The sequence below is a fragment of the Sphingobacterium sp. R2 genome (assembly GCF_040760075.1).
In the GTDB taxonomy this organism is placed as follows: domain Bacteria; phylum Bacteroidota; class Bacteroidia; order Sphingobacteriales; family Sphingobacteriaceae; genus Sphingobacterium.
Window position 1 is genome coordinate 2,045,879 of record NZ_CP142884.1, and the last position, 22,773, is coordinate 2,068,651.

Annotated in this window: 16 protein-coding genes; 11 read left to right on the plus strand and 5 right to left on the minus strand. The window is 39.9% G+C overall.

The features are described 5' to 3' along the window. Nucleotides 1–85: 85 nt before the first annotated feature. The 3 genes from VXM68_RS08570 to VXM68_RS08580 form a co-directional block, all read right to left on the minus strand. Nucleotides 86–3,433 carry a SusC/RagA family TonB-linked outer membrane protein gene (locus VXM68_RS08570; protein WP_367211005.1) on the minus strand — a complete coding sequence of 1,116 codons (3,348 nt, stop codon included), beginning with the start codon at nt 3,431–3,433 and terminating at the stop codon, nt 86–88. A gap of 67 nt (nt 3,434–3,500) precedes the next feature. Further along, entirely contained in the window at nt 3,501–4,448 is a 948-nt protein-coding gene (locus tag VXM68_RS08575; RefSeq protein WP_367211006.1) for a FecR family protein, read from the minus strand. A gap of 97 nt (nt 4,449–4,545) precedes the next feature. Next, nucleotides 4,546–5,073: an RNA polymerase sigma-70 factor gene (locus VXM68_RS08580; RefSeq protein ID WP_367211007.1), complete on the minus strand. Its 528-nt coding sequence runs from the start codon at nt 5,071–5,073 to the stop codon at nt 4,546–4,548. 648 nt (nt 5,074–5,721) lie between these two features. On the opposite strand from VXM68_RS08580, the gene VXM68_RS08585 reads away from it, so the two are divergent. The 9 genes from VXM68_RS08585 to VXM68_RS08625 all read left to right on the plus strand — a co-directional run bounded on the left by VXM68_RS08585 (nt 5,722) and on the right by VXM68_RS08625 (nt 18,640). Beyond that, entirely contained in the window at nt 5,722–7,419 is a 1,698-nt protein-coding gene (locus VXM68_RS08585; RefSeq protein ID WP_367211008.1) for a hypothetical protein, read from the plus strand. A 39-nt stretch (nt 7,420–7,458) separates the two neighbouring features. Continuing rightward, complete coding sequence (locus VXM68_RS08590; protein WP_367211009.1) at nt 7,459–10,956, plus strand: DEAD/DEAH box helicase; 3,498 nt, start codon at nt 7,459–7,461, stop codon at nt 10,954–10,956. 13 nt (nt 10,957–10,969) lie between these two features. Beyond that, entirely contained in the window at nt 10,970–11,272 is a 303-nt protein-coding gene (locus tag VXM68_RS08595; protein ID WP_312364318.1) for a hypothetical protein, read from the plus strand. Continuing rightward, nucleotides 11,256–11,909, plus strand: coding sequence for a hypothetical protein (locus VXM68_RS08600; RefSeq protein WP_367211010.1), 654 nt, complete (start codon nt 11,256–11,258; stop codon nt 11,907–11,909). Before VXM68_RS08595 ends, VXM68_RS08600 begins: the two co-directional genes overlap by 17 nt. Before the next feature lie 6 nt (nt 11,910–11,915). After that, on the plus strand, nt 11,916–12,677 hold the full coding sequence (locus VXM68_RS08605; protein ID WP_367211011.1) for a hypothetical protein: 762 nt from the start codon (nt 11,916–11,918) through the stop codon (nt 12,675–12,677). Between the two features lie 108 nt (nt 12,678–12,785). Further along, nucleotides 12,786–13,157 carry a hypothetical protein gene (locus VXM68_RS08610; protein WP_294183920.1) on the plus strand — a complete coding sequence of 124 codons (372 nt, stop codon included), beginning with the start codon at nt 12,786–12,788 and terminating at the stop codon, nt 13,155–13,157. A gap of 120 nt (nt 13,158–13,277) precedes the next feature. Continuing rightward, nucleotides 13,278–13,601 (plus strand): hypothetical protein, encoded by a 324-nt coding sequence (locus tag VXM68_RS08615; RefSeq protein WP_367211012.1) that lies wholly within the window; start codon nt 13,278–13,280, stop codon nt 13,599–13,601. A 131-nt stretch (nt 13,602–13,732) separates the two neighbouring features. Beyond that, the gene (locus VXM68_RS08620; protein ID WP_367211013.1) at nt 13,733–16,984 is read left to right on the plus strand and encodes a SusC/RagA family TonB-linked outer membrane protein; all 3,252 of its coding nucleotides are present in this window, start codon (nt 13,733–13,735) and stop codon (nt 16,982–16,984) included. A gap of 135 nt (nt 16,985–17,119) precedes the next feature. After that, nucleotides 17,120–18,640, plus strand: a complete 1,521-nt coding sequence (locus VXM68_RS08625; RefSeq protein ID WP_367211014.1) for a RagB/SusD family nutrient uptake outer membrane protein — start codon at nt 17,120–17,122, stop codon at nt 18,638–18,640. Between the two features lie 48 nt (nt 18,641–18,688). Here the strand turns inward: VXM68_RS08625 and VXM68_RS08630 are convergent, their stop codons facing one another. Together VXM68_RS08630 and VXM68_RS08635 are read right to left on the minus strand one after the other, a co-directional pair. Next, nucleotides 18,689–19,777, minus strand: coding sequence for a Gfo/Idh/MocA family protein (locus VXM68_RS08630; protein WP_367211016.1), 1,089 nt, complete (start codon nt 19,775–19,777; stop codon nt 18,689–18,691). 14 nt (nt 19,778–19,791) lie between these two features. After that, nucleotides 19,792–20,439, minus strand: coding sequence for a hypothetical protein (locus VXM68_RS08635; RefSeq protein ID WP_367211017.1), 648 nt, complete (start codon nt 20,437–20,439; stop codon nt 19,792–19,794). 585 nt (nt 20,440–21,024) lie between these two features. Between VXM68_RS08635 and VXM68_RS08640 the strand changes: the two genes are divergently transcribed. Further along, on the plus strand, nt 21,025–21,645 hold the full coding sequence (locus tag VXM68_RS08640; RefSeq protein WP_367211018.1) for an RNA polymerase sigma factor: 621 nt from the start codon (nt 21,025–21,027) through the stop codon (nt 21,643–21,645). Between the two features lie 63 nt (nt 21,646–21,708). Further along, nucleotides 21,709–22,698: a FecR family protein gene (locus VXM68_RS08645; protein ID WP_367211019.1), complete on the plus strand. Its 990-nt coding sequence runs from the start codon at nt 21,709–21,711 to the stop codon at nt 22,696–22,698. The last annotated feature ends 75 nt before the right edge of the window (nt 22,699–22,773 follow it).

A 22,773-nucleotide genomic window follows, 5' to 3' on the forward strand; every position in this document is an offset into this window, starting at 1 on the left:
CGTTTTAATAATCGATAAGATCTTAAACTCAATAATACTTGAATGAGGTCACCTTCGTTTAGATCCCATTGGCATTCTGCTAAGATTAAAAATTGACGTTTAGACCGAAAATAAAGCTTTGGGCTTGTGGGTAGCGTCCGACATCAAGTCCATTGTTATCCATACCAATTTCCGGATCAAAACCAGTGTATTTTGTAAACGTAAATAAGTTGTTCGTAGTCGCATAGACTCTCACGTTTCCAAGTTTATATCTGTCAGTCAAAGATTTTGGAAGTGTATACCCTAATGTGACATTTCGGATACGAAGGAAAGAACCATCTTCGATATAGAAATCTGATGCATTAAAGTTTCCGTTGGCGTCTGAGCTTGAGATAATAGGCACTTTCCCATTCGGGTTTTCTGGTGACCATGCATCGAGGATTCCTACTAATTTGTTGTACGAAGGACCGCTCGCGCTGTAGGTTGTTCTTTTGATGGCATTAAACAATTTGTTTCCTTGTACACCTTGTGCAAAAATATTGAGATCAACGTTTTTGTAATTCGCATTGAAGCTCAGACCGTAAGAAAAATCAGGATAAGCACTTCCGGCGTAGTAGCGATCTTCAGGTCCGATCGAACCATTCCCATCGATGTCTACAAATTTGAAATCGCCCGCTTTTGCATTGGGTTGAATTTTTTGTCCATTGGTATTTTTGTAGTTATCAGCTTCTGCCTGACTCTGGAAGATACCATCGGTCTTTAATACGTAGTAACTGTAAAGAGGTTGGCCAACAGTAATTGTCAACGGAGCTAGCTCATTTCTAAAATTAGTACCTACTGCGATATTGTTCAATCCAGGGGCCAATTCTTGAACGTTGTTGGTCAATTTGGTTAGGGTTGCATTAATTGAGTACGAAAAATCTTTATTTTTAGCACTACTATACGTTAGTCCTAGTTCAATACCTTTATCTTTTACTATACCACCGTTAATCGTTTGTGTGCTCAAACCCGCTGTTCCCGGAAGAGGTTTGGTTAAGATCATCTTATTGGTTTCTTTGACAAAATAATCTGCTACCAAGCTCAATCCGTTCAAAATTCCAAGATCTAAACCTATATTTGTTTGTTTACTTTCAGCCCATCGCATATCCATATTGGGTAATACATTCTGAGCATATCCATTTTGTAATTTTGGGTTTTCACCGAAATAGGCATCGGCGCGAATAAGAAGAGGGTTAACATCCAGTGGGTTTAGGTTGGCTAGACCACCCAATTTACCGTAACTTGCTCTTATTTTAAGCTCGTTTAACCATTCTACAGATTTCAAGAAATCTTCTTTGTGTAGAGCCCATCCGGCAGATGTTGAATAATAGTAGCGCGCTCTATTCTCTTTTAATGGAATGATGGATGAAGCATCTCTTCGACCAATTAAGGATAGTAAGTATTTTTCATTGTAATTATAGTTTGCCCGTAAGAAAAGAGACGAAAGTGCTGTGGCTCCATAACCACTTTCCGACGGTTGTATTGTGTTCGCGTTATTCAGGTATCTGTATTGCTTGGATTCGTCGTCAAAGCCGGTTCCTGAAGCATTCAAATAACTACTTTTGGTTTTTTGAAAACTATAACCTCCGGTCAAATCAAGTTGATGATGGTCAAATTTGGTTTTATAATTTAGGACTTGTTCGGCAAGGATATCATTTGCGTCATTCGCTCTTTCCACCAGACTATTGCTCAAAACGGGTTTACCTATTTCAGGACGTTTTGGTGTAAAGCTTTTATATCTAATGTTCGATTTTGTAATGCTTAAGTTGGATCTAAAAGTTAAGCCTTTTGCCAATTGGATGTTGGCGTATGGATTCACAACCAGCACATTGACCGGATTGTTGATGTCGATGCGCATCAGTTCGGCAACAGGATTAATGATATCACCGTAATCGCCAGGGAATGGACCCGGTAGACCAGCAAAACTACCATCGGCATTATAAGGTGTTCCATTGGTTGGATAATAAATGGCCGACAATAGCGCTCCTGTATAGTCGCTGCTTGTATTAGCGCCATTTCCATTGGTACTGCTATAGGAAAGATTTTCACCTATTTTTAACCATGGTGTAACTTGATGCTCTGAGTTTATCCTGAAGTTGTAACGCTGCGTTTTCGTATTGAGTACAATACCTTCTGCTTTGCGGTAATTGAAACTTAGGTAAAAATTAGATTTTTCATTTCCGCCATTAATTGCGCCATTGTAATCTTGCAATATCGCGTTTCTAAATACCTCATCCATCCAGTTTGTTTTGGTCACTAAACCTTCTGGGTATTTCGCCGGATCGAAAGCTGGTAAGATGGTCGTCCCACCATTTTTTGCAGCTGTTGCAGCGACCTCGGCACGTTGTTCGGCGTTCAAAGGCTGTAATTTTCGCCATGCACTTTGTTGGCCTAACTTGGCATCAACGCTAACTTGCATCTGTCCTTTTTTTCCTTTTTTCGTGGTGATCAATACCACACCACCAGAAGCTCTGGCACCATAGATCGCTGCCGATGCATCCTTTAATACGGAAATAGACTCAATGTCGTTGGGATTTAATTGTGGAGTACCTAAGAAGATCGAACCATCAATAACATAGAGTACACTTTCACCATTGATACCACCGGCACCCCGAATATTGATACGTGGGGGCGATGTCGGATCGCCACCTTCATTCGTAACAATAACGCCTGGCGATTTACCGGCCAATACTTCGCCAACACTGTTGACAGATCTAGACGATAATTTGTCAAGTGATACCAAGCTGACAGCACCTGTTAACGTCTCTTTTTTCTGCGTTCCATAGCCTACGACAACAACTTCGGATAAGGTCGAACGTTCTTCACTTAGTGTAACATTAATGACCTCGTTTTCGCCGACTACGACTTCCTTGGAATGGAATCCGACCATCGAAAAAGAAAGTACAGCTTGCGGTGCAGCCTCGATTCGAAATGCACCTTTTATATCTGTTGTGGTTCCTACCTGCGTACCCACTACTTTTACAGATACACCTGCGATGGCAGCTCCCAGTGTATCTCTTACAAAACCTGTCACGATGCGGTCTGCCTTGATGTTTGTTTGGGTGTTCAAAATTACATAGTCCTCCTTTTCTACCGCATTGATTCCAAGTTTATTCAAGAGGGAACGAACAGGCTCGGTTTTAAAGCTACCGCTTAAAACTGTGTTCCGTTTTTGCAATAGATCGGGATTGTAAACAAAATGAAGGCCCGAAAGACTTTCGATTTTGTGAAGAATCAAATCGATTTTCTCGCCCTTGCTTATGTTGATGTTTACACTGCTTTTGTCCAAACGTTGGGCCATACCGGGTGAGGCCATTAGTGAACTGCAGAATACCGAAGTAATCGAAAATGCGATGCAGGGATACTTCATGATCCGATAAAAAGAGAATTCTCTTTTGAATGCAGGTGTTTTCATTTTTTTGTAATGATTAGGTAATGAATTGCGCATGGTGACTAAGATGTTTTAGGTAAATTTTTAGACATTATTTGTGGATTTTAAATACTTTATCCTTTTCAATCGTGCTGTACTTAAGGTGATGTAGGCTGCATATGATATCCAGTATTTCTGCTGGATTTTGTGTGCTATTGAATGTGGCTGTTGTTTTGAGAGACCTAAGCGATGTATCTTTTAAGATAATTTCAATGTTGTAGATATATTCCAGTTTTTTTGCCACCTCTTGGAGGTTTGTTCCATCAAATGCTATGGCGACAGCTGTATTATTTTCTACTATACTACGCGAAGATTGTGCGGTTTCTTTGCTGTAACGTAGACTTTGGTTTTTGGTTAATATACCTAATATTTTATCTTGTTGCTGTACTGCCACCTTACCGGTAGCGACGGTGACTTCGACTTGGTCGGAAGCCTGATAAGCTTTTATCCGAAAGGAGGTACCCAATACTTTAACCGCTAGCTTGGATGCAAGCTGCACCTGAAATGGGTGTTGTTCGTCGTGGGCAATAGCAAAGAAGGCTTCCCCTTCAGTAAGTGCTATTTCGCGGATATTTCCCTTGAATTTACTTGGATAGCTGATTTTTGAAGATGGTTCCATAATAATTTCCGAACCATCTGCCAATACAATCTTTTTATGTTCACCTGCAAGGGTTGTGGTGACGATCTGCGCAGATGGTGCGATAGGTTGATTATTTACTTTCCAATAAAGAAGTCCTATGGAAGAAATCATTAAAATAGCGGCCGCTATTTTGAATACAGGTGAATATAGCAGGGAAGGTCGTTTACTTTCCTTTTCCGAAATACTGGATTGGATATTGGTCAATAATTGTTCGCGCAGTGCTGCTTTGCGTTGCTGTGGGATTTTTTTGACTGCATTATCCAGTTGGGCGTACCAATCTTCGACTTGTTTAATCTCGGCGGCGCTGGCCTCTCCATTTAAATATTTTTGCAGTAGCTGCTTTGCATTTTCTTCCATCATTTGAATACATGTCACTTCAAATGGGAAATGGTACTAGCGAGAAATGTTAGGAGTATATTAATTTATCGTTAACACGCAGATAAAATGGGAGAAGGGGTTAAGAAAGGCTTTTTTTGAGCAGTTTCATCGCCGAGGTAATTTGGTTCTTGACAGTTTGTACGGAGACATCCAGCTCGCTGGCAATTTCTTTGATCGATTTTTCTTGCTTTCGGCTCATGGTGACAACCAGTCGCATACGTTCGGGAAGTTGTGTTAAAGCTTCTTCAACTTTTTGCTGTGCATCTTTAAGGATGAGCAGGTCGTCCGCTGAATCTGCATATTGCTGGTTCATTAAAGTAGCTAATTCGGCTTTATGAACATCTTTAACCGTTGTACTCCGAAAATGGTTGATTACTTTAAATTTTACTGCGCCATGTAGGTAGGCTGCCAAACCGCCAGATATGATGACCTGTCCGCGATTTTCCCACAGCGAAATGAAGATTTCCTGGGTAATGTCCTGAGCGATATTTTCGTCACCTATTTTCTTAAAAGCTGCATCAAATATGGCTTCCCAATACAGATTAAAAATCTGTTCCATGGCAAAGTGATCACCCTGCTTCAATGATGCTATTAATAATTCGCTCACAAAATCAGTTTTAGTTGGACAAAGCTAATAACTCAGTATTCCTTTAAGGTTAATAAATCTTAAAGCATATATGTCGTCTGTTATTAAAATGAGTGTTGGATATTTCTCTTGAAATTGGACCTTTCTTACTCTTTACATTCTTTTCCGTGGCAACAGCTATTAAAATAGTGTTCCTTTAAAAAGGCTTCAAAAGCAGTTCTTCCTATTTGCAATTCGTGAATTTATAGGTTTTATCAATATTTGTATTTACAGGGGTATTGTAAATCTTGATGAATTATTTCAAAAAAATATTTTGTAATGAACCTGTTAATTCATATAGTTGTATATATAAACTATATGTTTGTATCGTTATTGTTTTTCTTATAATAGAATTACAACGTGTTTAGCTATCAAATTACCAGCGGTAGCTCATCACTCTTTCATGAAATGAAAGTTTCGATACATTTTTGATTGTGGTGCTGGTATTTCCTAAAAAGCCAGGGGGCGAACGTCTGTATATTAAAACGTGTTGAACCCTATGTAGTCCCCTTGGATATTATACTATTTTTTTTACAAATTAAGTATTGATTATTTGCAATAATGATCTGTAACAGTTTGATCTGTTGGGAGTTTTTGTTGCGCTAATTGTTTAACCTTAAATCATTTAGTATGGAAATTAATAGCCGATTAATTATTGATAGGCTTTCTCAGCGTATGGATCTCGATCGTGCCTTTTTCGTTAAATATCAATTTCTCGATAAGGAATCCTATCATTTAGTTTTAGCGCTTAAACCCGTGAGTGGGCTTTCGCACAAAGTGCTAAAACCGATTGTGGAGTTGTGCTTGATCGATCAGGAGAACATTTCATTTGAATTGATTTTTGCGCCAGAATTAAAGAATAAAATAAAGCTTGGAAGCTTATTTTATTGTTATGCAGTCTTGCCTCAGCATGAGATTTTTGGTTGTTCGCGAAGCAGTTCTATCCTTAGTAAAGGGAAGGAAATACGTGGCATATTGGATCTCTCGGAAAGGTATTATGAAAAGACGATTGCTGTATCCGCGGAGTTTTTACAGGGAGCACAAACATTTGCAGAAATCGCTAATTATCCCCGCGCATTATTTATGGTTCACCAAAGTTTGGAAAGTCATTTGAAACTGCTTCAGGTAATGGTGGATGGCAAGGGCAATAATGTACATAGTCTTGACAGTCGGATTCGGAATCTGCATACCCATTTCCAGACGTTCAAATCTGTCTTTATGGGAGAGACAGACGAAGATAAGATGCGTTTTGCATTATTGGATAATTCTTTTAATGCGGTTAATCAAAACAGAGATCTGGATATTTCGGCTGTCGATGCTTCGCAACTATATGATCATTGCATCGTATTACAGGCTGGGATAGAAAAGTTGTTCCGCTACTTTACAGATGCCTTAAAGGCTGAATACGATGTGCTTGTGAAAGCAGAAGCCTCCGCTCAAGCAGAACTGGAAAAGAGCAAGTTGGCCAAAAAGAAGGGACAGGAGCAAGTCAACGTTGGTGCAGACTTTCATAGTTTCCCCTGGCCAGCACGGTATCAAGGCGATATACAGGAGTTGTTGCGTCAGCTCTGTCAGGAAAATAATCCCGAGCAAATCATGTTGCTCAATTACTATGTCAGCGATGCCCATGGAAAGGGGTTGTTTGATTTTCCGCAGCAGGACAATGGAAATGCCGAGATCTACCTTGTTGTGATAAAAAAGAAATTGGGTCACTGTCATTTTCGAAAAGTCGCTTATGGTCAAGTTACTGCAGTTGTAGCTTTTTTGAATACCGACTTCTTGGAGACAAAATTAAGCCAAGGCAGCCGGTTCTCCCATACCATATGGAATGAATCCGTTGTCCTCTACCGGCATCCGCGTTATAAACCAACTTATTCGGTTGTGCCTGTCGATTGGCAGAGTACCATATCTAAGACTTCGATTTCATGGACTCGGAATTCAAAACTCATGCAAGATCTTGTTGATGTTTTTGCATTTGATGGTCTTTCGAGTCCGCAATTGGCCGTGTTATTTTTAAATCAGCTGACCTCTATCGGCCTTTACAGTTATCTCTATCTACGGATCGGTTATGCACCGATGTACGTAACTATGGCGGATCTGGTGGATTGGACTTGCATCTGTGATAAAAAAGTCAAGGAATTTTTTACAGCCAGAGGTGATGTAGAAGAAATATTGAATGCAGAGTTATTAAAACAGATGAAAGGCAGGGTCTACGAGCTTCCCCGGAACTGGCCCGTCTTGATATCGAATATTTCAGATCGAAAGCGAAAGAAATTACAGATTTCTTTGTCGATCTCTGTGATCAGAGCATACGGTATATGGAGCTAAAATCAGAGGTTAGGTGCAGTAAGCAATAAAGAAGAATTTATGGGAAATAGTGTTGAAAATCTGGGGCTACCAACAGATGTTGCTCCGATTATACCTGACAAAGAGAAGAATAGCTTTATTATTCCTTGGGAAGACCAAGAGGATCTTTATATTTCATCAGACTACTTTCTTAAGCACTATAAAGGAGAAATACCACTGGAAGATTTCAGCCTTTACAGTTACAGCGTTAGGATAATCAAAGTCAACAAGTTTAAATGGCCATTTTCTCTAAGAAGAAAAGGAAATTATAAAAACAAATATCTCAAAATCGATCTAGAGATCAAAGAAGTCGGATTGAAGGTTAAGTGTGATTGTAAAAAGCGTCATGATGGTCCGTGTGATTATGTAATTATTGGGCTTTATCGTAAGTTTTTACTCAGTAATAAATTCTTACATGATTTATATGCAAAAGATATTGCCATCCTGCCCGAAAGTCAGCATAAGTTCTTTCAATTGGGTATTTCTAGACTATATTACCGCAATGATAAGGTTTGTATTGAAAACCATAAGCAGTTTGGTCAGGTATATAATTATTTCGACCACCAGGAGCTTGAATCGGAATTGCTAGTTGCAGCATCTGAAAACCGATGGCTGGGACAGACTGAGGAGCCTTTTCCGGATTTTATGTATGTTATTCCTACAGAGCGTCAGGTGGACGGACTGCCCTTTTTAATACCTTTTGAAATAGACAGTAAGATAAATTATTTAGGAGAATTGGGTAATGGGTTGACGAATTTTGCTGATAGTGATGTGTTAAAAATCGATTTATGTCGTAAGATTTTAGCCTTTTCCAAAAGTCCACAGAGACAAATAAGGGATCGGGAACAAGATGACTTACGAAATGACTTTGATCATGTGGAGAAGGATTTTATTATCAGTGCTTGGCGTAAACTTTTGGAAAGAAAATTGGATCAAAGATTACGTGTTGCCTTTGTCGATAGGAATAATTTTAAAACCACAATCGAAAACTTTAAATATCCAGCCAAATATCGTACAACTTATCGGAATGTGATTTTGGCGGGCGATGATCTTAGCCTGAAATTTCATTTGAAAGAATATAGCGATCACCTGCTTCTATCGTTAATTCTTGTCTACAAAGGAGAGGAGTTGAAAGACTATACATCCGAATGTCGGTCCAATTTCTTCTTTATCAATCTAAATGAAGATGAGTGTCTTTTTGTTGATAATCTACAAAAGGAGTTTCTATTACGTTTCTTTCACAGTATTTCCACTAAAATCACGGTGTTAAAGAGAGACTATGAAGACTTCTTTACGCGTATGTTGATTCCATTGTCAACATCCTTTCATATAGACCTTGAACCTTTAAAAAAGGATACAGTTTTTATTTCTAATACCGCTCATCAAGTGTCTCAATTTAAGGTTGTGGTGGAGAAAGACGACGACGATAAATTAAATTTCGAATTGAAAGCTATGCTGAGTGAAAAGGAAGAATATATAATTCCATATGGAGGAAACTTGATTTTAAAATCGGAAAATGGAACCTGCCTATATACTGAGCGAGATCTTGTTGGCGAGAATGAGTTTAATACCTTTATTGAAACACAGTTTCCAAATTTGAAAAGTTGCAGCAATAGGATGGTAAAGCGCTTGGAATGGCAGGCGTATAGCAACAGAAATAGACTGAATGAATTTATAAAAAAATGTAAGAGCAAGGGGTACAAAACTATACTGAACAATATTTCAAAGGGAACTTATCTGCTGCCGCACCAACTGAAATGGGAAGTATTGGATATTCGTCAGGACAATAATGTATTTTCCATTTACATGATTTTCAAATTTGGAACAACGACCTATTTACCGGGAGAGTTTGAAGAAAAGATCGTATACAACTACAGTAGCATTCAATTGGCGGATCAATCTTTCGGATATATCAAAGCTTCAGATAAAGCATTATTTGATGTACTGTTTAATTATGCGGTGGTTGAAACCGACTGTCTTAAACTCACTTCAGCCCAATTGCTATCTTTCCAAACACAGCTGGATCGAATTGATCCTCGTATTATTCAAAATAGCCTAGCTGAACGTCGAAAGAAATTATTAAATACGGATGAAATAGCCCTGTTGGATGTTCCGAAAGAGATCCAGGCAGAGCTGCGCCCGTACCAACAGGCCGGATTTAGCTGGATGGTATTCTTAAGCGATTTTCAATGGGGCGGTATCTTGGCTGATGATATGGGATTAGGGAAAACCTTACAGGCAATAACGCTTTTGGAATATTTCTATCAAAATAATCCAAAGGCAGCCCCCTCAATTATTATTGTACCCAATTCTCTGCTATTCAATTGGCTGGCAGAATTTAAGAAATTTTCCCCAAATCGTCGGACAACTATTTATCATGGACAAAAAAGGAGGGAAATCACGGAAATAGAGAACGAATCCATCTTGATTACGACCTATGGAACAGTTATGATGGAGCTTGATTTTCTTAAATCCCAGTCCTTTAGTTACATGATTTTAGATGAGTCGCAGGTGATAAAAAATCGTAATTCAAAAAGATTTAAAGCGCTTACTGAGCTAAAATCTTGCTATCGAATAGCGATGACAGGAACACCTATTGAAAATGGCGTGGAGGATATCTATGCACAAATGAGTATGGTCAACCCGGGTTTTTTTGGAACTTATGGTAATTTTAATAACACCTATCGGGGGATCAAAGATGAAAATACAGCGCAAGAAACTGTCCTCGGCCTCCAAAAGATGATCCAACCTTTTATTCTTCGGCGTACAAAAAAACAGGTTGCTTTGGACCTTCCTGAAAAGACCGAAACAATTATCTATATGGATATGCTTCCCGATCAAAGGAAAATTTACGATAAGGTCCGGAAAATATTTAAGGGAGAGATTGAAAATAATCTGAATAGCGCTGATTCCACGAAATCCAAATTTTTAGCGATCGAGGCGCTGCAAAAACTACGACAGCTTTGCAACTCGCCTATTCTGATGAAAGATGGCGGCTTCGGTCATGAATCTATTAAATTGGATTTTATTGATGAGATCATGGATGAAGTAGCTCCAAATCATAAGATGCTAATCTTTTCGTCGTATACTTCCATGCTTAAACTTGTGGCTAAGCGTATCGAAACGAAAGGAATAGCATATACCTACCTTGATGGCAAAATGAATCAGGAGCAACGGCAAAATGCGGTCGAAAGATTTCAGAACGAGGACGAATGCCGTGTGTTTCTCATTAGCCTTAAAGCGGGAGGAACCGGCTTAAATCTAACGGCTGCCGACTATGTCTATATTTTAGACCCCTGGTGGAATCCTGCTGCCGAAGCACAGGCGATAGATCGTTGTTATCGAATAGGGCAAGAAAAGCATGTGATGGCTTATAAGATTGTTTGTCGGGATTCCGTTGAGGAGCACATCTTAGCCCTTCAAGAAAGTAAAAAACGAATATCCGAAGGACTGATTTTAGATGAAACAAATCTGATGAAATCGATCAGTAAAGAAGAGTTGCTTAAATTATTTGAATAACCAACTGTACACTATGATGATCAAAAAAGTATCTACACAAACAGCATCTTTTGAAGGAATGATGCGTACACAAGATTTTCAGCTTGGATATACTTATACTGGATTGCATGTACAACAAAATATTGTTGGACTATCGAAGGTGGAGTTTGTAGCTGGTGGCACAGCTCATTGGCAATTGTTTCGGAAAGTTGAGGAAACGGTGCTAGTTAATCTCCAGATTTATCCATGGCATTTGAAAAATGTGCTGTATGTACTGATCCAGCAAAATGGATTGGTCGTGAGAAATCGAAAGGGGGAGTATGCATCATTTAATTAATGATACTGAAAGAGAAAGATTTCGCGCAGAATTTTCCATGTACTATGCGGGTATTATTTATCTCCTGATATTAAATCGGATCAGCTGCGGTTTTACTCGCGAAGAAATGGCTTTCTTAATGGGACAAAAGGAGACTTATGTTAAGGAAGTGGAAGAACTCAAAATACCGGCTGGAAATCTTGAAGTTATGGTCCACCTGAATTGGGTTTTCAACCGTAGGAAATTAGAAATCAGTAAATTGGATAATAAAATCAGCTATCCGTTTGAACTCTCGATTTGGGAAGAAAAAGGTATCCGCTACTACCAAATGGAATATTTTATCAATGCCGTAGAAACCATAACTTTTTTCCAGTTAATGGAAGAAATCAGCCCCGAATATTCAGCACAAGCTGAACAGTATACAAGCGATTGCATGGCCGTGGAACTCCTTTTGGATAAGCTTATCCAAAAAGATTATTTTAAGAAATACAGAACGCCGCTGGAAATTTGGCGCTATACGGAAAAATACCTCGAAGAAAATATCCGCGTGAAAAGCTTGATGCGGAAACTTGAGGTTTTCGTAGGAAAGAAAGGAAGCGCACCGCTGCGTAAAACTAAAGCCAAAAGTTTTGGCTTCCGCTATATTGAACATAAATAAAAAAATATGGAAGATATTACTGGAGTACCTTTAGAGGTACCGCGAAATTTTCGCTTGATATGCGAGCTTTTTGGCATCGCTGCACCAGCTTTTATTCAATTGTTTCTAGATCATTGCTCTTTTATAGATCAAAATTTTACAGATAAGTCAAGCTATAATATTGCCACTAGAGCCGTACGTTATATCAACGATAAAATTCCTAAAGGCGATAATCCTTTAAAAATTAAATTCGAAAAGAACGAAAAGGAAATGGCGGTGAAATTATTGCGACGTCAGGTAAAATTGGCAATCAATAGAAATTATAGCACGGGCGAGCGCAGAAATAAAGGCCGTAAAATCACTGCACAGATCTATGACCTCTTTGCTACTAAAGTGCGGCTTAAAGACCGCATCTATTTAAACGAAAACATATCCTTTAAATTGAGCAAGGATTTTCTGCTGACTTGCATAATAAATTGTATTCATCCATCGCACTATATCAACACCATGATGCAACAGGTCTCTACAGCTGAATTTTTAGCAGCAATGCACCTGGATAAAGCTACCTATAATCCAGTTTTGGGACTTATTCATCGTGTCCACGATGGTTATGGAAATCTTATTGATTGGGAATATCGCCATACGCCTTTTTTTAAACGATTTATCATGGATTTACAGGAACTCAATAAGCGCTATTTTTTTTATCGCGACCTCGATAAAAGAATAGCGCTGTATGAGGCCTGGCTCGATCGTATTTTGGAATCCAAAGATGAAGAGTTTGAGTTATAAATGAATTGTGGAAAGCTACTTGTCTTTTTATAAAGGAGGACTTGCATCAAAGTGGTTAGACAGGTACGATATGGATGAAGCCATTGATCACTTTTTAAATGAATAAATATGAAAACATTAGAAAATATTAAATTAACACCAGCATTTAAACAATTTTGCGACCTGTTCAATTTCACACCGGAAGAAGTTGTACAGGAATTTATTGATAAAATCGACATTGCTGAGTATATGTGCGATCCAATACACCCCGACCGTTGGGCTAATGTATTTGCGATGGAATATTTGATCCAATATACGCAGTCCGAAAATAGTATCGTTGAATATGGGGAATTTGCAGAAGAGTGGGTGAAAATGATGGATACAAACGAGGGAGACCCTGTCGGGAAAACAAGATCGCTATTAGATGCTTGGCATAAAAGAGTTTTAGAGGATCGTATTCATAGTATTATGAAAGAAGATGAAGGTAAGGATACAGTATAATTTTATGTTAAATTTGATCAACCTTGTAAAATACATCAAAATGTGTAGACCTAGCTAGTCAATGGTAAGGTACCTATAGTGATTATAACATGCAATCAAAATGAATTGCTATATTGTAGCATGCACGCAAAACCTGAACAACGTAAAACATCAATAGTGCCAGCATTATTCAAAGTGCTTATTGGTACTATTGGTGTTTTTGCTATTTTGACAGTTTGTTTCTATCGCAATGAACTGTACGTCGATGGTAATTTAACGGTAGGATTTCCCTGGATATTTTATAGGGAAGGAAGCGGTTATAGCCCAGATCTTAATGAGCACGTTGGATACCATGAATTTGAACCTCTAAAATTGATCGGCAATATTCTTTTTTCTGCTACTTTATATCTTCTGATTCTATTGATTTATAGCTTTGTTAGCAGGAAGCTTAGGAATAAATCTTAGGCTTTTTGTTATCCTTTTGTTAAGTTTTCATAGCTTGCTAACCCGGTTTAGTTAAAAACTGTTAACGTTTTATTGACCCTGCCTTCATATAGCATTTGTAATCTTGTACCCATAAATCAAATGCGCTACTTATGAAATTTAAAGCCAACAATGTCTTTTGGTTGTTATGTGCCATCGCAGCAAGCTCACCCGCTGTTCAAGCCAAACCGCTCACACTAACCCCATCGCAATTTACGCATGTACAAAGAATCGTAAAAGGTCGTGTCGTCGACGCCCAAGGACGTGCTGTCGCTGGAGCAACCGTCCAAAATTTGAAGAGTAAAAAATCTGTTCAGTCTGACGAAAAAGGAAATTTTCAGATCGAAGCTGAAATGGGCGATAATCTGAGTGTTTCTTTTATTGGGTATAGCAGACTCGTGCAAACTGTCAGTCAATCCAATGGGCAGATATTTTCCCTACAGACCGATGAAAACACACTGGAAGAGGTGACCATCTCTATCGGATATCAGCGGATCAGAAAGTCGGACGTCACTGGCGCGATCGCTAGCGTTAAGGCCGAGGAACTTAATTTGAGCGCACCAAAATTATCCCAGGCATTGGTTGGTAAAGTAGCAGGTGTACAAGTCATGCAGACAAGTGGTGCCCCATACGATGGCACCAAAATGCGTGTCCGCGGAATGGGATCGATTAACGCTGGTTCGGATCCACTATATGTTATTGATGGTTATCCAGCAGGCAACAATTTAAATATCAACCCCAATGATATTGAGTCTATTGATGTGCTAAAGGATGCTGCTTCTGCAGCCATCTATGGTTCGCGAGGCGCGGGCGGTGTTGTATTGATTACAACCAAGCGTGGTAAGGAAGGTAAAAGTAATGTAGACTACGAAGTATTGGGTGGCTTTGGTCAGCTTTCCAAGAAAATCGATGTTTTAAATTCAGAGCAGTTTATTGATCTCCTGATTGATGGTCGTAACAATTCCTATAAAGACCTTCTGGCTACGAAAGGGATCGCCTGGAGCGACAGTAGACGCTTTGATGATAATAAAACACGTATTGCCAATGTCGGAAATGCCGGCTCAGTAAGTATTCCTGAAGATTACTATGACTTTGCGTCTGGTACAGCAAAAAAAGCGAAATACGATACCGATTGGCAGGATGCTTTATACCGTAATGCACCTTTCCAACGTCACAATCTCTCTACCTATGGCGGTAACGAAAAAAATCGCTATTTCCTAAGTGGATCTTATCAAAATCAGCAGGGTATCATGCTTGGGACGGATCAGAAAGTCTTTAATTTCCGCGCCAATATCGATAGCAAAGTCAGCAAGAGGTTGACCGTTGGCGCTAATGTATCCTTTACGTATAACGACAATAACGAGGTGACGACAGGCCGTTACGATAGAAGTCCGTCTATGGCAGCTCTAATCTATCTGCCGACACTGCCAGTTTATAATGAAGATGGAACCTATGCCAAATACCTGATGGCCGATCTTTCTGCCAATAATTATGGTATCCAGAACCCTGAAAACCCCTTGGCTTATGTCACTGAGATTAAAAATAACCGTCGTGGAAAGCGAGGTTTATACAATGCTTTTGCTGATTTCTCCATTATGGATGGTCTAAATCTCAAAGTAAACGGTGGATTGTCTACTTATGACGAGAAGTATGATTATTTCCGTCCGACAAGTATATCCGATGGAAACAACAAACCGTTTTCACCGCAGGCCATTTCTGCTGCTTATGCAGATGCCAAGACAAAAAATGAATTGGACAAATTGCTGGAAACAACGTTAAACTACAACAAGACCTTTGGTGGGAAGCACCAGGTATCCGCATTGTTAGGTTATTCGGCTCAACGAACAGATTACGATTATCAAGGTGTGAGAGCCAACGGTTTTAATAACAATGCTATAGGAGAAATTACCGACAAGGGAGCCGATCCTTCTAATTTCCAATTGCTAAAAGACGATACGTTCAAACGCATCACAACGCTCCAGTCTTATTTTAGCCGCGTAAACTATAGCTTTGATTCGAAGTATTTCCTTTCAGCTTCCATCCGTACCGATGGTTCATCGCGCTTCGGGCCAAATAATAAATGGGGAACCTTCCCGTCGGTTTCAGGTGGTTGGACGCTCTCCAAGGAGGAGTTTTATACCGATTGGTTAGGACAACAGTCAACGGTCAAACTAAGAGCGAGCTGGGGACGTAGTGGAAATAATAATATTGGTGATTATCGCGCGTTATCCGTTATCAACTCGCCGGCGGGTGTAATCCTTGGCGATAAAGTGGAGACTTCCTATACAGCAGGTGATCTGCTCGATCCAAAATTAGGCTGGGAATCAACCTCGCAATACAACGCTGGTCTCGATCTCGGTTTGTTGAAAGGCCGCCTCAACATTATGACCAATTTCTACCTGAGCCGTTCCTTCAATTTATTATTCAACCAACCACTTTCTGCTGTGTCTGGATCAACAACGATCTTAACCAATCTCCCTAATTCGAAGGTGCAGAATAAAGGTTTTGATTTACAGGTGGATGCTACGCTGATTCGTAAAAATGAATTTGAGCTCGGATTGAGCGGGAATATCAATGTCAACAGAAATAAAGTGCTCGATCTTGGTGGGGCTTCTACAATATTGACAAATGGTGCTGAACGCTCTTACTTAACGCATATTACGCAAGAAGGAAGCCCAATTGGTATGTTCTACGGCTTTAAAGTTCTTGGTGTTGCAACTGAAGAGAATTATAAAACTGTGGCACCTTCAGCGGCTTCAACAACTCCGCTACAACCCGGAGATCTTTATTTTGAAGATGTAGATGGTAATGGTATCGTCAATGATGCCGATAAACGGGTGATCGGCAATCCGCATCCTAACTTCACCTATGGCTTTGCTCTTAATGCGCGCTATAAGGCTTTTGATCTAAGGGCATCATTTAATGGCTCCCAAGGAAATAAAGTATTGGATGGCTATGATTATTACCTCTACAATATGGAAGGCTCTGGCAATCAATATGCCGATGTGGCACAACGCTACCGTTCAGCGCAAAATCCGGGAAATGGTAAAGTATACCGGGCATCGCGTGGCGGTACGCAAAGTAACAGTACCCGTCTTTCTGATTTTTATCTGCAGGACGGTTCATTCTTGCGGATGACAAATATTGCTTTAGGCTACAATCTTCCCAAAGGTCTGGCAGAAAAATTAACGCTTTCTGGGCTAAGGGTCTACGCTACTGTAGACAATCCATTTACGATTTCTAAATACAAAGGCTACAATCCAGAACCGGATTACAATCAGCGTGGTAATTTGACTCCGGGTGTGGATTATGGGCTTTATCCATTGGTGCGGTCGTATAACCTTGGCGTGAAAGTCACTTTTTAATAGCAGTATGTAGGAGCTATTTGTACAGCGGAAATATTAAGCAAAAACCTATGTCAATAGCTTCAGTATAGTAATATGCAGTCCTATGAGCACCCTTGGGTTATATGGACTGGTAAAAAATAAAAAAATAACAGGATGAAAAAAAGATATATATTACCCTTTGTTTTGTTGGCATTGTCTTCATGTACCAAAGATTTCTTGAATCAGAAAAATCCCAATGCTGTCACAATCGATGATTATTTCAAATCAGAGAATGATGTGCTTTTGGCCATCAATGGGCTCTACCAGTCCCTTCGTTCGGGGAGCACACTTGGGGAGTCGAGTACTTTGTATAATGAGGAACGTTCGGACAATAGTGGACGTAATGATAATCAGTCCAATGCCGGGGAGCCTTTCCAATTCAATGACTTTTCGTTGCTGCCGAGCAATACCTACCTCAAGACACATTGGTCGGCTATGTACGCCGCAATCAGTCGCTGTAATGCTGTTCTCTCGCACGTTGATGAGGTGACCTTTACAAGTGCGGAATTAAAAGGACGTTATATTGCGGAAGCGAAATTCGTTCGTGCATTATTATATTTCCATATGGTACGTAAATTTGGAGATATACCATTGTCTACGGTACAGGTGACCAGTAAAGAACAAGCAAATGAATTGGCTTTTCGTCAGAAAGAATCAGTTGTGTACGAACAAATCATTAAGGATTTAACGGAGGCATTGTCCAGCAACCTTCCCAATACACAAAAAGATTACGTTATTGGCAGAGCGTCTAAAGCGGCCATTAATGCAATCTTGGGACAAGTATACCTCACTTTGGGTGCGACACAAACATCGGGGAGTGCAGAAAATTTTGCGAAGGCAGAACAATACCTCAATGCGGCTTACCAAATGCGTACTTTTGGTAAACTAAACGAAATTCCTTATGCCGATGTTTTCGATGTGACCAAGAAAAATAGTTGTAAAGAACTTGTTTTTCAGATTCAGTACAAACAAGGTGACCAAAACTATAGCTCGAGTATTGCCCGTAATTACCAGGCGCGGGGGGAGACCATCAATTCACGCTATAACGCTACAGGTGCTGGTGAGGTAGCAAAACTAGATCTGGTCAAAGATTACGAGCAAGACGATATCCGAAAAGGCTTCTCGGTAAAGTTTGCAGCGAATACACAGGTTAACGATTGGTTTGTAACCAAATTTAGAGATAACAGTGACGCTGCCGGTACCAATGGTTGGGGTGGAAACGACTGGATATTGATCCGTTACGCCGATGTGATGTTGTTGTTGGCAGAAGCAAAACATCACTTGGGTAAAGATGCGGAAGCTATCGCGCTTTTGGATCAGGTACGTGAACGTGCGGGATTGCCATCTTATGCAACGGCTATGCTGAATACGAGCTACCGTAGTAAATATCCAACCTTAAAAGAGGCCATCTTGCATGAACGCCGTGTAGAATTGGCATTTGAAAACCAACGTTGGTTTGATTTGATCCGTAATTATACTGCACAGGAACTGGTGACTTATTTCAAGACCAAAAGCCAGGCTGATTATGGAAATGCTAAAATCTCCAATATCTCGACAAAAGATCGATACTATCCAATTCCTTTTGATGAATATAAACTGGATCCGACACGCATGTACCAAAACCCAGGTTATTAATCGAATAGTACACACAAGGTCGGTAGATTAGCTATCTACTGACCTTGCTTAGTTTAGAACGATGGTCTTTCCTTCTTTAGCCGATTGTTTTGCAGCTTCCAGAATCTCAACTACGATGACATTATTATTGATTGATCCGAGATCGTTTACTGGTGGCACGGCATCTTTCAGAACCTGTTCAAGATAGGCAATATGATGCTCAAAATATGGGATCGCAGTCGATACAGGTGTAGGTGGACCATTCTGCTGTTTGTATTTTAGAAGTTCTTTGTCATTTTTGGCGTAGAGCTGAGCTTTTGTGCCAAAAACCTGCAGATCCTTCACACTGTATGGCCAGGCCCAGGAAGCTTGAATAATACCCGTGCTGCCGTCACGGTAGCTTAGTATGATGGTAGCGTTGTCATCGACTTTTGGATAAACCTCAGGTTTGAGCTGTTGTGTAAAGGCTGTCACTGAAATTGGCCTTTCTCCCTTTTTGAGCCAGGTCATCAGATTGGCGCCATAACAGCCAAAATCCATGATTGCACCGCCGCCATTTTTTTTCGGATCAGTGAGCCAATCCAGAAAGTAATCGCTGCATCCAATTTCCTTTGGACCTTCGTGCCCGTCTTTTACAAGCATACGTGTGATTTGTCCAACTTCACCGTTATCCACCAATTGCTTCAATATCTGATTGCTTTTATACCAGGTCGTTTCGTAGTTTACCAAAAAAGGTGTTTCGAACTGTTTGGATAAATGTGAGATCCGTTTTGCGTCAGAAAGAGTGGTCGCAAGAGGCTTCTCTACCATTACTGGGATTTTGAGTGGGAGACAGGTCTCCGCGACGTCGATATGCTCATTGGTTGGATTGTAGGCCAGTACTGCATCCGGTGTGACTTGTTTCAATAAGCTGGGTAAGTCATGATAGAAGATTGCGTCAGGTAAATTATACTGCGTTCGTATTTTGTTTGATAAGGTTTGATTCGGTTCAGCAATACCGATAATATCCACTTGCTTATCCTTATATAAATTTAGGAGCAAGAATACATGGTCGTGGTTGAGCCCTGCAATGGCTACTTTAAGGCGTTCACTGGCGTCTGCAACCTGATGGGATAATAGAATAAGCAGAAAAGTTATTTTGATCAGATGCTTCATCATGTTAAGTTTAGATTTTATAAATAGACCGATTTGTGGTGGGAATGTCCTTTATAGATCCAGGTGATCTTGTGGTGAGACCGGATGATTTCGGCAACGATGTCAAAATAAGTTTCTCCCTGCCCCGCTTTTAGTTCCTCTATTTTTTTTTGAAAATGTGTTTGATTAAATGGGGATTGTGTGCCAAGTTTTCCCTGGTAATACGCCAAAGTGGTTTCGATGCCCAGTGATGCGCTGCTGTGGTCACTATCTTTCCAGACAATAGCATGTGAAGTCGCCTCTTTAAAAGTACCAAATCCTCCGTACAGCAAATCGTCAAAGCCATCTAGACTTCCTATCTTCCAACTTTCATGGGACATGTAGACGGCATTGATTTCTTCGTAAAAACTGGCGATACTGTCAATTTTATTACCATCGATAAGTGCCACGCCGAGATCGGGATTGCTTCCCAGAAGTTGCTTAAAATCTGGCCAGAGGTCTTCCCCGGGAAATACAGTTCCAGCTGCTTTGTTTTGCCATTTATTCAACAATTGAATAAGTTCGGTTCTAATGTTACTGGGCTGATAGGTCAATGAACATAACAATGACCTTAATGCGGTGGCATCCGAATCACTGACCATAAAATGAGCAATAGTACCGACCAATTTCTTTTCATCATTTTTCATCTCCGACCGTAGTTTTTAATCTTCAAAAATAGCCTGATCAATCCGTTTGCGGTTTTTTAACCGATTTAGCTGCGATAGTGTAGCAACTTTTGTGAATATACACTTTCAGTTTGGAATTGTTGTATTCGGATAGCAACATCCTAACGATATTGTTTTCCTGAGCGGTATCGTTTTTAGTAAAGTGAATTAAAAAATGTCCCTTGTTAAAAATTCGTTCGTTGCAGGTAAAAACAACTGGATATGGGGTTCATTACAGGAAAGTTTCATGTGTTTTGCTTATAAGTGGTTGTTAACATAAAGTCCATTGGTTACAAGTTAATTAACATTGTTGTTCACATTTTAACTGTTCCCTTTTTAGCTGGAATGCCTAATCGTGCTAAATAGGGTTCCATCTTTTTTTTTAACAAAAGGTCTTCTGTATACGAGAGAGTTAACATGTTTATTAACAATTTTTGCCATGCTTTTTACAAAAACTAAGCGGTGTGTATTTAAATAGCGCAGTTTAATCAAATAGTGGAGTACATTCGAATAAAAGCTTCCCGTTAAATTAACATTTTGATAATCTACCGGGGCTATCTTTGCGAAGTGAACACTACCGAAGCCAAATTTGATAACCACTATGTGCTGCGCTTTAAAGAAGGTGACCCCATTGCCTTTGCCTATTTCTTTGAGCGGTATTGGGAGGATCTATACACCGTCGCTTTTCGTCATCTTCGGGAAGAGGATCAGGCTAAGGATCTTGTGCAGGAAGTATTTATCCACGTCTGGGAAAAACGATCGCTCGTGAGTACTGAATACTGCGATATGAAATTCTATTTCCACAAAGCCCTCAAAAACAAAATACTGAATTACTACGCCTCGGAACGTGTACGAAAACAGGTCCTGGAGAAATCAATGGAACGCATGGAAGCTTTTTCCTATTTGGATAGCCAGGCCTTTGCCAAGTATAAGGCGCTGGAGGCTATTGTGGATGATTCGATAGGCAAATTACCTAAATTGATGAAAGCAGTCTATCTAATGCGTTCTGACAATTATTCAATAACACAAATTGCCAAGGAACTTAATCTCGCAGAACAGACCGTTAAAAACTATTTGTCGGAAGCCAAAAAGATCATGCGCCGTGAATTAATGCAAAGATTTGCAGACCATGATTCTGTATTTTTATTGCTTGCGGGTAGCTATCTCCTTTATGATTATTTAATATAAAGAACATATTTAATTAAAGTACTTTCGATGTTCTGACCTGTATTCTTATAAAAATTATTGCAGGTGGATTTAGAACGCTTTAAACTTATCATAACAGATTATCTCGGAGGGAAATTGACTGAGGAGGAAAAAGGTCATGTGGACGACTGGTATGAGTCCATCTCAAATGAAGACACTAATCCCTTTATCGATGCAAATCATCGGGAAAAAATCAAACAAGACTTATTTATTCGTGTAGGAATAGCTGAAGCACCTGTCGGGGCAAAGAAGGTGGCTAACATACCGGTCAGAAAATTTTCCTGGCTTTCAGCAGCAGCGGCTATTTTAATCGTAGGAGGCATCAGTCTGCTATTTTTTCAGCACAACCCGACGTCGCTTTCTCGGAAGCGGACAGAAACGACCGCATTACTGACGGAAACGGTTACGAATGCCGGCGAGTTGAAAGAAATTCAGTTACCTGATGGCACATCCATTTTTTTAAACGGAAATACACGTATCCGCTACGATCGTAAGAATTTTGCATCAAATAGAAAATTCTTTTTAGATCGAGGGGAAGCATTCTTTCGGGTCAGACGGGATACTTTACATCCATTTAAGATAGAAACAGGCAGCGTTTCTGTTGCAGTACTAGGAACATCATTCAACGTCAACAATTCGATGTCTACTAAACAGGTGACGGTCGAAGTAAAAACGGGGCGGGTGAGTGTTCTAAATGCCAAAAATGGAGCGAACCATATCCTTACAGCAGGTAAGGCCGTCCGGTATAACGTAGCTCATAATGGCTTTGAAACTTTCGATAGTGATCCAGCTTACATCAGTCTTTGGACACAAGGTGGTATGCAATTGAATAACATCGGCTTCAAGGAACTAAAAGAAGTAATCTATAACCGCTTCGGCGTTATGCTGCATACCGACAATCTGAATACCGATTCGTTCAACTATTCGCTGATGATACCGCATGTAGTGTCATTGAACCAGGTGCTGACTATCGTTTGCAACATTCATCAAATCAAATTTAGGAGGGAGAAAAATGAAATAATCTTGTACAAATAAGCTGTAAGGAGCAGATCAGCATCCTTTATCTGCTCAAGAAAAGTGCTCATCTGGCAAACCGCTAAATCGACCAGT

Bases quoted from the DNA above. Each gene is read 5' to 3' on its own strand.
- VXM68_RS08615 (WP_367211012.1), top strand. From the start codon at position 13,278: ATGCACGCAAAACCTGAACAACGTAAAACATCAATAGTGCCAGCATTA.
- VXM68_RS08590 (WP_367211009.1), top strand. From the start codon at position 7,459: ATGGGAAATAGTGTTGAAAATCTGGGGCTACCAACAGATGTTGCTCCG.
- VXM68_RS08570 (WP_367211005.1), bottom strand. From the start codon at position 3,433: ATGAAAACACCTGCATTCAAAAGAGAATTCTCTTTTTATCGGATCATG.
- VXM68_RS08635 (WP_367211017.1), bottom strand. From the start codon at position 20,439: ATGAAAAATGATGAAAAGAAATTGGTCGGTACTATTGCTCATTTTATG.
- VXM68_RS08595 (WP_312364318.1), top strand. From the start codon at position 10,970: ATGATGATCAAAAAAGTATCTACACAAACAGCATCTTTTGAAGGAATG.
- VXM68_RS08630 (WP_367211016.1), bottom strand. From the start codon at position 19,777: ATGATGAAGCATCTGATCAAAATAACTTTTCTGCTTATTCTATTATCC.
- VXM68_RS08610 (WP_294183920.1), top strand. From the start codon at position 12,786: ATGAAAACATTAGAAAATATTAAATTAACACCAGCATTTAAACAATTT.
- VXM68_RS08600 (WP_367211010.1), top strand. From the start codon at position 11,256: ATGCATCATTTAATTAATGATACTGAAAGAGAAAGATTTCGCGCAGAA.
- VXM68_RS08575 (WP_367211006.1), bottom strand. From the start codon at position 4,448: ATGATGGAAGAAAATGCAAAGCAGCTACTGCAAAAATATTTAAATGGA.
- VXM68_RS08620 (WP_367211013.1), top strand. From the start codon at position 13,733: ATGAAATTTAAAGCCAACAATGTCTTTTGGTTGTTATGTGCCATCGCA.
- VXM68_RS08605 (WP_367211011.1), top strand. From the start codon at position 11,916: ATGGAAGATATTACTGGAGTACCTTTAGAGGTACCGCGAAATTTTCGC.
- VXM68_RS08585 (WP_367211008.1), top strand. From the start codon at position 5,722: ATGGAAATTAATAGCCGATTAATTATTGATAGGCTTTCTCAGCGTATG.
- VXM68_RS08625 (WP_367211014.1), top strand. From the start codon at position 17,120: ATGAAAAAAAGATATATATTACCCTTTGTTTTGTTGGCATTGTCTTCA.